The organism is Vibrio tapetis subsp. tapetis (assembly GCF_900233005.1).
In the GTDB taxonomy this organism is placed as follows: domain Bacteria; phylum Pseudomonadota; class Gammaproteobacteria; order Enterobacterales; family Vibrionaceae; genus Vibrio; species Vibrio tapetis.
Map to the genome: position 1 here is coordinate 3,459,655 of NZ_LT960611.1, position 12,343 is coordinate 3,471,997.

12 protein-coding genes are annotated in these 12,343 nt (G+C 45.0%); 4 read left to right on the forward strand and 8 right to left on the reverse strand.

The features are described 5' to 3' along the window. Positions 1-21 precede the first annotated feature (21 nt). From ccoG to VTAP4600_RS25960, 3 genes are all read right to left on the reverse strand, one after another. Entirely contained in the window at positions 22-1,440 is a 1,419-nt protein-coding gene (gene ccoG, locus VTAP4600_RS15540) for a cytochrome c oxidase accessory protein CcoG (RefSeq protein WP_102523615.1), read from the reverse strand. A gap of 256 nt (positions 1,441-1,696) precedes the next feature. Continuing rightward, on the reverse strand, positions 1,697-1,963 hold the full coding sequence (locus VTAP4600_RS15545; protein ID WP_102523616.1) for a YihD family protein: 267 nt from the start codon (positions 1,961-1,963) through the stop codon (positions 1,697-1,699). 202 nt (positions 1,964-2,165) lie between these two features. Beyond that, positions 2,166-2,333, reverse strand: coding sequence for a hypothetical protein (locus VTAP4600_RS25960; protein ID WP_172443129.1), 168 nt, complete (start codon positions 2,331-2,333; stop codon positions 2,166-2,168). A 326-nt stretch (positions 2,334-2,659) separates the two neighbouring features. Between VTAP4600_RS25960 and VTAP4600_RS15550 the strand changes: the two genes are divergently transcribed. Further along, positions 2,660-3,457, forward strand: coding sequence for a sporulation protein (locus VTAP4600_RS15550; RefSeq protein ID WP_102523617.1), 798 nt, complete (start codon positions 2,660-2,662; stop codon positions 3,455-3,457). Between the two features lie 109 nt (positions 3,458-3,566). Next, positions 3,567-4,220, forward strand: coding sequence for a PAQR family membrane homeostasis protein TrhA (trhA, locus tag VTAP4600_RS15555; RefSeq protein WP_102523618.1), 654 nt, complete (start codon positions 3,567-3,569; stop codon positions 4,218-4,220). On the opposite strand, the gene VTAP4600_RS15560 is transcribed toward trhA, so the two are convergent. The 5 genes from VTAP4600_RS15560 to def all read right to left on the reverse strand — a co-directional run bounded on the left by VTAP4600_RS15560 (position 4,217) and on the right by def (position 10,023). Further along, positions 4,217-5,662, reverse strand: a complete 1,446-nt coding sequence (locus tag VTAP4600_RS15560; RefSeq protein ID WP_102523619.1) for a TrkH family potassium uptake protein — start codon at positions 5,660-5,662, stop codon at positions 4,217-4,219. The genes trhA and VTAP4600_RS15560 overlap by 4 nt on opposite strands. A gap of 71 nt (positions 5,663-5,733) precedes the next feature. Continuing rightward, a complete protein-coding gene (trkA, locus tag VTAP4600_RS15565) occupies positions 5,734-7,110 on the reverse strand; it encodes a Trk system potassium transporter TrkA (RefSeq protein ID WP_102523620.1) in 1,377 nt (458 codons plus the stop codon). 72 nt (positions 7,111-7,182) lie between these two features. Further along, a complete protein-coding gene (rsmB, locus tag VTAP4600_RS15570; protein ID WP_102523621.1) occupies positions 7,183-8,469 on the reverse strand; it encodes a 16S rRNA (cytosine(967)-C(5))-methyltransferase RsmB in 1,287 nt (428 codons plus the stop codon). 80 nt (positions 8,470-8,549) lie between these two features. After that, complete coding sequence (gene fmt / locus VTAP4600_RS15575) at positions 8,550-9,497, reverse strand: methionyl-tRNA formyltransferase (RefSeq protein ID WP_102523622.1); 948 nt, start codon at positions 9,495-9,497, stop codon at positions 8,550-8,552. Positions 9,498-9,510: 13 nt separating this feature from the next. After that, positions 9,511-10,023, reverse strand: coding sequence for a peptide deformylase (def, locus tag VTAP4600_RS15580; protein ID WP_231897818.1), 513 nt, complete (start codon positions 10,021-10,023; stop codon positions 9,511-9,513). Between the two features lie 116 nt (positions 10,024-10,139). On the opposite strand from def, the gene VTAP4600_RS15585 reads away from it, so the two are divergent. Beyond that, entirely contained in the window at positions 10,140-11,240 is a 1,101-nt protein-coding gene (locus VTAP4600_RS15585; protein ID WP_102523623.1) for a LysM peptidoglycan-binding domain-containing protein, read from the forward strand. A 4-nt stretch (positions 11,241-11,244) separates the two neighbouring features. After that, complete coding sequence (gene dprA / locus VTAP4600_RS15590; RefSeq protein WP_102523624.1) at positions 11,245-12,342, forward strand: DNA-processing protein DprA; 1,098 nt, start codon at positions 11,245-11,247, stop codon at positions 12,340-12,342. The last annotated feature ends 1 nt before the right edge of the window (position 12,343 follow it).

The window sequence follows — 12,343 nt, forward strand, 5'->3', positions numbered from 1 at the left end:
TCCTTATTAATTATATGAGGTTTATAGCTTTTTAATAAAGCGGCTTTCCACTTGAATGGAAAAATCGTCACTGTCGGTGAGTATAAACTGAATCGTTGAAATAGGAGAGCTGAGATTATCAGAGTCGACTCCTAACGATATTGGCAAGTTAAAGACTTCACCTGGCTGTACGTGTACCGCTTGAGCGCCATACCATTTGGCATCGCTTAACCCAGACACATCCAATTGATATTCTTGTATTTGTTGGGTCTTGTTGATCACTTTTAAGGTGTAAGTGTTCTCAATCAGCCCCTCACTGTTGGTTTTGAATAGCTGGTTGCGATCTCTAAGAACAGTCAAACCGGCCGGATCAACACTGATAACTTGGAATACAAATAGGCCTAGCATGGCAAGGAGCACGACTCCGTAGCCAATGAGTTTTGGTCTGACTACTTTGGTGTGATTACCGGCCAAGCGGTGTTCCGTGGTGTAACTGATTAAGCGAGTTGGGTAACCCATGCGTTCCATGGTTTTGTCACAAGCATCAATACAGGCACCGCAGTTAATGCACTCATATTGCAGCCCATCGCGGATATCTATACCCGTTGGGCACACTTGAACACACAGGTCGCAATCGATGCAGTCGCCAAGGCCTTTCTCTTTCGGATCGGCTTTGCGTGAGCGAGGGCCGCGTGTTTCGCCGCGGTTATTGTCGTAACCCACGATATACGTGTCTTTGTCGAACATTGCTGACTGAAAGCGCGCATAAGGACACATGTGTAAACACACGATAGATCGCATCCACCCGGCATTGGCGTAAGTACAGCCAGCAAAAAAGAGCACCCAAAACGCAGGCCAAAAGCTCGTGTTAAAGGTGACAAAATCCACGACTAGATCGGTGACTGGTACAAAATATCCAACGAAAGTTAACCCAGTAGCAATGGAAATACCCCACCAGGCGAGGTGCTTTAAGGTTTTCCTTACAGCAAGCTTTGCCGTGAGCTTACTTGCATCTTGTTTACGCCGTTTATTGGCTGAGCCTTCTAGCTTTTCTTCAAACCACACGAACATAAATGTCCATACGGTTTGAGGACATAAAAAACCACACCAAACTCGCCCTAAAAAGGTGGTAAGAAAAAATAGGCCAAATGCTGCGATCATAAATAGCAAAGCAAGCAGAGTGAGATCTTGTGGGTAGAGAGTAGTACCGAAAAAGCTAAACTGTTGTTGGCCTATATCTAGCAAAATGGCTTGTCTTTCACCGTATGGAATCCAAGGCACAATCGCAAACATGAGTAGCAAAAACCAACCACCGTAACGGCGTAGTTTTTGGTATGCCCCTTTACTTTCTCGGATATAAATTTGATTACTTGGGTTGAATCTGTCCTTTTTCCCTTTGTGTGTTTTCGGGTTAAAGGTTTTTGGAGTCACATCTTTGATATCGATTTTGTCCTGACTCATACAAAACGGTCCTTATTAAGCTAAGCGAGAAGGTACATTGCCTTCTGGTTATTTATTCCGACATTACTTTCTGCCTGACATGGCAATAGGGAAGTATAACGCTGCCATTAAATAAATTTCTTTAGCGCTATCAAGATTTAGCAAAAATGTTAGTAATCATGAGGAAAGCGTGGTGATTAGGTATATAGAACTGTTGCATTAATGAGAATAAGCAACAAAGCGGTGAGGGGCACCGCTTTTTAGAACGAACATTTCGTTATTCGATGATACCGCGAGCTCTTAAAATGGCGGTCTTAAAATCATCTTCCTGGTCTTTGGCAAGGCCTGGAATCATTTCTTCTTTCTGACTATTGCGCATTTTTAGGTGATAAATGAGTACATCGTCAGTCAGATCTTCGAGTTTTCCCTCGTAGCCAGCTTCTTTAGCGAGCGTTACGATGAATTGCAGTAAGTTCATGTCTGAATCTTTTTGCCACTCAGGGTGGATCAGTTCTATTAACTCATTTACGCGGTGACACTTCATTTTCTTTCTCCATGGACATGATTGCCAATTTAGCGTTAGCAAAGCGGTGTTAGTTTCAGGCAATGCGTGCTTTGGCTATTTGTAAATTTATCTTTATTGATAACTTCATATCGGCGGGTTGAGCGACCCTAGTATGAATGGGGGTAAATTAGCAGATCAATAGAAAAGAAAAAAGCGCAGTATCAAAGACCGCGCTTTTTTATTATGCCGCTTGAGTTACTTTGTTTTGTGTCGGGCTGGTTAGAGCCGTTTGCTTAACTAAGTTTACTTGTGGCGTTGCTTTAGCTGCTACTGGTGCAGCAACAAAGCTGCTACGACGGCGTGACGCACTACAACGAGTGTGCGAAAACCTGACGGAAGTTGGGCGCATTAGTTTACCTAACAGTCAGGCATATCCTTTGCCAAATTAATGGCCTAATTATCGCGTGAGATAAATCTCTTCTGGCAAGTGCCAATCCAAACCATAATTAGGTGTTTAGATATGAAATCATATCCACTAAATAGACTAGCACTTTCAAGTAAATAGGGCGACCGTTTACCCTATTATTTTGTTGGTTTTTTGAACACCACATTAATACTATGCGGGAATGGATTGAACTTGTTTGTTCAACATGCTTAATATGAAGGAGGAAATTAGCTGATCACTGCACTCTTCATCTCGGTAGTGAATTTATGGTGTCAAAACAGGAGTCTTAAATGTCTTTTTTTAAGAAAACGTTAGCCAGCTTTGGAATTGGTAGTGCCAAGGTTGATTCGGTCTTGCAGCAAGAATTTTTAGTCCCTGGCGGGAAAATTAATATTAAAATTCACGTCTATGGCGGCTCTACTGACCAAGCTATCGATAACATTGACCTTAAGTTATGCAGTCAGTATGTGGAAGAGGTCATCGACACTTCTGGCAATGATGATCGCCAAAATCGAACAAAAAGAGTAAAAGTGAAATATGCGCTGGCCAGCTGGACTTTGCCTTATGCATTTACTATTGAATCAGGAAAAGAACGAGAATTTGATGTCGAGCTAGATGTGCCATTAAACACGCCGGTGACCATTGGTGATGCCAAAGTATGGCTTGAAACCAGCCTTGATATTTCTATGGCAGTAGACCCAAGTGATAAAGACGAATTAACCGTTAGACCAGAACCTATGTTAGACGGAATTTTTACCGTTTTAGAAGATCAAGGCCTACGTATTCGCCAAGTGGAGTGTGAAGCTGCAAAAGGGTTCGAATTACCATTTGTACAAGAATTTGAATTTGTACCAACCACTGGGCCTTTCCATGGTCGTTGGCGTGAGCTAGAAATCATTGCCTACCGAAATGAAGAAAAGCTATCGCTTTGGTTTGAAATTGACAGACAAAAGAAAGGGCTTGGTGGCTTGGTAGCAAGCTTACTGGGAACCAGTGAATTGAAGAGACAACTGGATCTGCCTGTTGATCTCAGTGGCGAAGAAGCTGGAAAGCAGGTACTCGAGTTTCTTGACTCAACCAGCGGCTAAACTTGAAAGTTTAAGTGCGTAGATTTGTAAAATATTTCAGCTTACAAGTGTACTCTGAATATGTCATACTGCCATTTATTGAGTTTCAACTCTAGCTTTTAGGGCGTTTATGACAGAGCTATCCATTAATGAATACAGTAAAAAAGAAGAGCTCGCTAATACGATAACTCACGGGGTGGGTTTATTGGCCAGTGTGATTGGTTTGGTTCTTATGTTGGTCAAATCTTTCAGTTATCAAGCGGATATGCTAACGATTTTTAGCATGACGGCTTACGGTAGCAGCATGATTTTACTGTATCTTGCTTCAACGCTTTACCATGCCAACACCAATCCGTCGGCAAAGAGGTGGTTAAAAACTCTCGACCATTGTGCAATTTATTTGCTAATAGCAGGCAGTTATACTCCGTTTCTACTTGTTGGGTTGCGAACACCACTTGCGATGGGCTTAATGGGTGTGATCTGGTTGATTGCACTCGTGGGCATTATTGCAAAAATGGTATTTATCTATCGCTTTGAGCGTTTGTCGCTATACAGCTACCTGACTATGGGCTGGTTGTCACTGATCGTCATTTATCAACTGGCAATTACGATTGATATCGGTGGACTGGTATTGCTCGCTTTAGGTGGCGTGGTGTATTCGTTGGGCGTGATTTTTTACGCAAATGACCGAATTCCATACAACCACGCCATTTGGCATGGTTTTGTATTGGCAGGCAGCGCATGTCATTTCTTCGCTATTTATTTGTTTGTCACACCGATTTAACGACGCCAAAAGGCTGGGAAGAAAAGCACCAGAATGGTCAGTATTTCCAGCCTTCCCATCAGCATTCCTATGCTTAATACCCATTTTGCGCTGTCTGGCAAAGGGGCAAAATTCCCCGTTGGGCCGATGACATCTCCCATTCCAGGACCCACATTCGCGACCGCAGTCACCGCCCCTGAAATGGCGGTAACAGAATCAAGGCCTAGCCCGCTGAGAATAGCGGCAATGACGATAATGGTAATAAAAAAGGTTAAACCAAATGCGACGAGAGACCGAACAATGTCATCGTTAACTTGGCGCTGATTGTACTTTTGTACAAACACACCTGACGGATGAATAAGCCTCATCATTTGTTTGTTCAGTAGGGTTAATGCAATTTGAAAACGAAAGACCTTAATGCCACCGGAAGTCGATCCTGAACACGCGCCAGCCATCATAATAAAGGCAAAAATAACGGTAGGCAGTGCGCCCCAAGCTGAAAAGTCTTCTAAGCCAAACCCTGTCGTCGTGACCACCGAGACGATGTTGAACATAGCGACACGCACAGCATCGATGAAAAGGTAGTTGTTGTGGTAGGTGAGCCACAGTGCCACGATTAAGGTGGTGATGATCACTAGATAGAAAAACCCTCGAACTTGTGCATCACGCCATAGAGCCTTAACTGTGCGCTTTTTAAGAGCGACCACAAACAGCAAAAATGGCAGGCCACCAAGGAACATAAATAGAGTACCTACCCACTGAGAACCGTGAGAAAAGTGATTCATTGACCCATCAGACGTTGAATAGCCGCCTGTCGATAGCGTGGTAAAGGCATGATTGATGGCGTCAAATAAGTCCATGCCAGTCGCGAGATAGCCAACGATACACAGTGCCGTTAGCGTTAGATAAACGTACACAATGTTAATTGCCACGTTTTTCATTCTTGGAGAGCTTTTATCTGACCAATCGGACGATTCGGTTTGGAACAGTCGCATGCCTCCAACATTGAGCATGGGTAAAATCGCGACGCCCATGACAATAAACCCGATGCCCCCCAACCATTGTAAAATCGAACGCCACAGTAAAATGCTTGGTGCCATTGAGTCCAAACCGCTGAGTACGGTCGAACCTGTTGTCGTTATGCCCGACATGGTTTCAAAGTAAGCGTCGGTAAAACTAATATGGTTGATGAACACAAATGGCAGAGCGGCAAACGCACTGGCGATCGTCCATACTAAGGAGGTAATGAGAAACATATCTCTTACCCCTAGCCGAAATGTTGCGGTTCGGCCAATGGTTAAACAGGCAAAAGCCGCCACATGCAAGATGATCAGTGACTTACCAAATTCTAAAAACCCACCGGTACCCGTGATAAATGCAACGATGGTAGGCACGTACATAAACAGCGCTAACTTTGATAGCACAAGTCCAATTACGAATAAAATAGGGCGTAGATTAACCATAACGATTGTTCACCAGCAGGCTTGTTGGTAGTAACTCTAACGCAGGGTTACCACCCCAAAGCATAGCTCGATTATAGGAAGAAAGGACTCGGTTGGAATAGACGTTCAACATCGGGTACGTATTTTTTATCGACTAAGAACATCACAACGTGATCGTCTTGTTCAATAACGGTTCTGTCGTGGGCAATGAGCACCTCTTCACCACGAACAATAGCACCAATGGTCGTGCCCGGAGGAAGTTTAATGTCGCCTACGGCACGGCCCACTACTTTAGACGTGCTTTCGTCACCGTGAGCGATGGCTTCGATGGCTTCTGCTGCGCCACGTCGTAATGACGATACGTTAACAATATCGGCTCGACGAACATGAGTCAGCAGGGCTGAAATAGTTGCTTGTTGTGGTGATATGGCGACATCGATAACGCCACCTTGAACCAAATCAACGTAGGCACCACGTTGGATCAGTACCATTACTTTTTTAGCGCCCATGCGTTTTGCTAGCATGGCAGACATGATGTTGGTTTCATCTTCATTGGTGAGAGCGATGAACACATCAACTTGGTCGATATTTTCTTCTAGTAGCAGTTCTTGGTCAGCGGCGTCGCCACAAAATACGATGGTGTTTTCTAATTCTTCTGATAATTGCTCGGCACGATGAGTGCTGCGTTCGATCAGCTTCACGCTGTATTGCTGTTCAAGTCTTTTGGCAAGGCTAGCCCCGATATTACCACCACCTACAATCATGATGCGACGGTATGGTTTCTCTAGTCTTTGAAGTTCACTCATTACTGAGCGAATGTGATTACTGGCCGCAACAAAGAAGACTTCATCATCGGCTTCAATGATGGTTGTGCCTTGAGGTCTGATAGGGCGACCTTGACGGAATATAGCCGCTACACGAGTATCTATGTGCGGCATATGTTCACGCAAGGCAGATAAAGCGTTACCGACTAATGGGCCACCGTAATAGGCTTTTACCGCAACTAGGCTGACTTTACGTTCAGCAAAGCTGACAACTTGCAGGGCTCCAGGGTATTGAATCAAGCGTTCAATATAGCTTGTGACCAACTCTTCTGGCGCAATGAGGTGATCAACCGGGATGGCACCGGATTGAAATAACGCGTCTTTTTGAGCAAGGTATTGCGGTGAACGAATTCGAGCAATACGGTTTGGTGTATTAAATAGGGTGAACGCCACTTGGCAAGCGGCCATGTTGGTTTCATCGGCATTGGTTACAGCAACCAGCATATCGGCATCTTGAGCGCCGGCTTCCTGTAGCGTATCGGGATGGCTGGCATAACCATTAACCACGCGAAGGTCATACTTATCTTGCAGCTCTCTTAAGCGTTCACCATCGCGGTCAACAACAGTAATGTCATTGTTTTCACCCACCAAGTTTTCTGCCAGTGTGCCGCCGACTTGTCCTGCACCAAGTATGATGATTTTCATCGTTCACCTATGTTATTCGATCAGCGCGAGCTTATGCCCGCTCTGTAGTCTTAGTTGTACTTCGTTGTTTGGTTAGCTGTCTGCACGCTTAGTTAGGACTGCGTAGTAGAAACCATCCATATCTTCATCGCCAGGTAGAATCTGGTAGCCTGGGTTTTCAGGATCAGAGCCTTCTAGTTGTGCATCTTCAGTGCGCTTTAGGAAGGCGATCACTTGGTCGCGGTTTTCCTGTGGAGTTACCGAGCAGGTCGCATACACCATAGTGCCACCTGGTTTCAGCTGGCGCCACATGGCATCAAAGATTTCACTTTGTAATTCAGCCAACGCTTCAATATCAGAAGCACGACGTAGCCATTTGATGTCTGGGTGACGACGTATTACGCCAGTGGCTGAACATGGAGCATCCAGTAAAATTCGGTCAAACTGACCGCCAGTCCACCACTCTTCAGGGTAACGAGCGTCGCCACAAATTACGTCAGCTTTTAGTTGTAGGCGATCTAGGTTGTCGTAGACGCGATCTAAACGATTCACGTCACAATCAATCGCAACCACTTCAGTGTCGTTGGTGTGTTCAAGAATGTGCGCAGTCTTACCGCCTGGAGCGGCACAACAATCTAGGATTAGCTCGCCATCTTGTGGTGCTAAGAAGTCTACAGACAGCTGAGCGGCTGCATCTTGAACCGATACCCAGCCTTTATCAAAACCCGGTAGCGTCATGACATCACAAGGCGCGGCCAATTTTATGGCGTCCTTTGCTTTAGAATGCGCGACGCATTCAATGTTTTCGTTTTTAAGCAGTTCCATATACTCATCACGAGTATGGTGCTGACGGTTCACACGTAACCACATTGGTGCTTTTTGGTTATTGGCTTCTACAATGCTTTCCCACTTATCAGGGTAAGCTGCTTGTAGTGACTTCATTATCCAACCAGGGTGACCATATTTGCCAGCACTGTGGCTAACCGAAATTTCGTCTAATTGTTCTTGGCTACGTTGGTAGTTACGTAGTACCGCATTAATTAGGTTCTTTAAGCGAGGACCACGTAGGGTTTCTGTTGCTTCAACTGTTTCACCCACCGCTGCGTGAGCTGGGATTCGCATGAAGCTGAGTTGATAAATACCCACCAAGATTAGGTGATGGAATACGCGCTGTTTACCTTTTAATGGGGTGTCCATCAATTCATTGGCAATGGATTCTAAGCGAGGTAAATAACGCAGAGCACCGTAACAGATCTCTTGAAGCAACGCGTGATCACGTGGCTTGATGGTTTTCTGCGCCGCTGGAAGAGCGTGAGAAAGAGAGTGGCCTTTGTCTACCACTTGGAAAAGTACGTTTGCTGCTGCTGCGCGAACATTCATGATCAAAACCTAAAATAAATCTAATTGAGATAGGCCAGTAAACGCTGGCCTAAATGATAATGGTAATTTATGGAGCAGGTTTAGCCTAATTGGCTGCCCACTTCAAACCAAGCGGCACGGGAGTTTAAAATATCCTGTACTGACATGGCTTTCTTGCCCGGAACTTGTAATTGTTCAAGGACTAATACGTCTTTGCCTGTCGCGATATAAATACCGGTTTTGTCCGCTTGAATAATGGTGCCCGGCGCTTTGTCGCTAGTGGTGTTTTCTACACGTGTTTGCCACACCTTGATGGTGTTTTCTGCCACCGTGAAATGGCTCATTGGCCACGAATTGAAAGCACGAACACAACGCTCAATGAAGGCTGCGTCTTGCGTCCAATCGATTTTTGCTTCTTCTTTACTTAATTTTTTCGCGTAATTTGCCAGTGCGTCGTCTTGCTTGGTCGCAACGGCTTTACCTGTAGCAATATCAGCAACGCAATCAATCAAAGCTTGCGGGCCAAGATCGGCTAGCTTGTCATACATACTTGCACTGGTATCCGTTGCTTCAATTGGCAAGGTTGCAATTTTGAGCATATCACCAGTATCAAGACCAATGTCCATCTGCATAATGGTTACGCCAGTCTCAGCATCGCCAGCCCATATAGAGCGTTGGATAGGAGCCGCACCACGCCAGCGAGGCAAAATAGAACCATGCACATTGATACAGCCTAAACGAGGGGTATCGAGTACGGCTTGTGGCAGTAATAGGCCGTACGCCACAACAATCATTAAGTCGGCATTTAAGTCAGCAAGTTGTTGCTTGGCTTCATCCGACTTGAAGTTTTCAGGTTGGAATACCGGAATATTACTTTCAAGTGCGATATTTTTAACCGGGCATGCGGTCAGTTTTTTGCCACGACCTGCAGGGCGATCTGGCGGGGTGTAAACACCGATGATTTCGTGCTCCGAAGACAACAACGCCGCCAAATGACGGGCGGCGAAGTCCGGAGTACCTGCAAAGACAATTCTTAATGACTGGCTCAAGGTAACCTCGTTTCTATTTGTTTTTAGCGTTGCTGCGTTGAATTTTTTCTAGCTTATCTTTAATGCGCTTACGTTTTAGAGGCGAAAGGTAATCGACAAATAGTTTGCCTTCTAAATGGTCAAGCTCATGTTGAACACATATTGCTAGTAATTCGTTGGCTTCAAAGCTGAATTCTTTACCATCACGATCAAGTGCCGTAACAGTGACTTCGGCAGCACGCTCTACCAATGCACGAGCACCGGGAACAGACAAGCAACCTTCTTCAATACCATCTTCACCGCGTTTTTCAGTGATTTCAGGATTGATAAGCACCATTGGTTCATCGCGTGTCTCAGACACATCAATCACCACAATGCGTTGATGGATATCGACTTGAGTTGCCGCAAGGCCGATGCCTTCTTCGTCGTACATGGTTTCAATCATGTCATCGACGATTTTTTGGGTCTCTGATGTTACTTCCAACACGGGCTTGGCCACGGTGCGTAAGCGGTCATCTGGGAAAGTTAGTACTTGTAATACAGACATATACACTCGAAATATTGAACTGTGCCGAAACAGCTAAAACCTGGTTGGGTCAATTCTAGACATTTTATGACCTAAATGACAGCATCCTAAGCAAAGATTCACAATGGAGTAGTGGTATGAAAGGAGGATTTTTAAAGACAGCTCTGGTTATTTGGACCGCTGTTTCATGCTTTGCTGTCAGCGGTGTCACAGTGGCTGAAAACTTAGAGCTAAAAACAAATGCGCCATCGGCTTACAAAGTAGTAAAAGGCGATACCTTGTGGGATATCTCAGCACTCTATTTAGATAGCCCATGGTTGTGGCCAAAACTATGGCGAGCAAACCCAACGATCAATAACCCTCACCTCATTTATCCTGGAGACAAGCTGACGCTGATCTGGCGTGATGGACAACCGACGATTGAATTAACACCCGCAGCTAAATTAGACGGTCAGGCAGAAAGGGATTCAGAAAATCAAGCGGTCCCGACTTTGGCTAAATCATTACTGCTACCCTATTTACAGCAAGATAGGTTGCTCTCGGTTGAGGAGCTTCAAGCCGCGAGCAGAATTATTGGTTCTGAAAGTGGTCGTCATTTTTTAACAGCCCAAGACAATATTTATATTCAAGTGAACAATCAAAGTCGTGAATGGGGAGTATACAAAGAAGTTGAAACGCATTATCGCAAGTCAATAAACCAAAGTGCGATTTCATTAAAGTTAGTTGCGTTGGCAAAAACAGTCGAGCAGCCCGCTAATGCGTCTACTGTCAGTGCCATGACAACGCTGAAAATCATGAATCAAACTCAAGAAATCAAAGTGGGCGATATCGTCTTAAGCCAAGAACATCATACGAGTAATCGCTCTTTATCTTTCTTTCCTTCTCCGGCTCCGGTTGAACTCTCATCTTCTCATGGCCAACATTACCCTGCAGAGATTGTAGGCATGATGAATGGCAGTCAGTTCGCTTCGAAAAATGATGTGGTGATCATCAACCGTGGTGAGCAAGATAATCTGATCAAAGGCAATATGTATCAAATCGAGCGTGCGGGTGCTGGGGAGTGGCTTCGCCATGATGGCAAGCAAGAAAATAAAGTAACGCCACCTGCGACGCATATTGGTCAACTCATGGTAATACGAACTTATGAACATTTTAGTTTGGCCATGGTCACTCAAAGTAAAAGGCCGATTGATCGTCGTGTCCGTTTAACTTCTTTGTTAAATACCGTGGTAAGGTAAGTGCATGTCCGATCAAGAGCTATCGGCTTGGCTAATACTCACTAACACCCCGAAAATAGGGGCTGTGGCATTGGGCCGTTTACTGGCATTTGATAGTGCAGTGAATATTGTTGGATCCGATGAAGAGCGTCTGCAGTCTTTTGGACTCACGGCCCCACAAATCTCTCACATTCGTAAAGCTCATCATGAAAAAGTGGACGCTTGTTTAGAGTGGCAAATGCATGACAGCCACCATATCGTAACCTTATTGGATGACGCATACCCTAATCTTCTAAAACAAGTATCGTCACCTCCTCCTGTCATCTTTGTGAAAGGTGATATTGCATCACTTTCAAATCCCCAAATAGCCATGGTAGGAAGTAGAAATGCCAGTGTTGATGGGCTTCGACATGCGACCAATTTTGCCTACGCATTGGCGGAAAGTGGGTTGATCGTAACCAGTGGCTTAGCATTGGGCATTGATGGTCATGCTCATAACGGTGCGTTGCAAAGTGGCAAAACGATAGCGGTGCTAGGTTCAGGTTTGGATTGTATTTACCCGGCTCGTCATAAGAAATTAGCCAGTCGTATTATCGAACAAGGCGCGTTGGTTTCAGAGTTTCATCCAGAAACAAAGCCTCACCCGACTCATTTTCCGCGGCGAAACAGAATTATCAGTGGCTTATCCGTAGGCGTATTTGTGGTTGAAGCGGCGCAACGAAGTGGATCATTAATAACGGCTCGTTACGCAGCAGAGCAAGGGCGAGATGTGTTTGCACTACCCAGCTCAATCGATTCGCCAAATAGCAATGGTGGTAATGGTTTAATTAAGTCTGGTGCCTGCTTAGTTTTGACCCCGCAAGACATTATTGATGAAGTAGAAACGTTGGTTTCATGGTCACTATCGCAACAAACAACTATATTTACATCAGAGACCGAGCAAGAAGCATTGCCATTTCCAAAACTAATGGCTAACGTAGGACAACAAGCAACACCCGTTGATATTCTTGCACAGCGGACCCATATACCTGTGCATGAAGTCATGATGCAACTGCTCGAGTTAGAACTCTCGGGTCGCGTTGCTGCAGTACCTGGTGGCTATATTCGAAAGGGGAGGGGCTAGT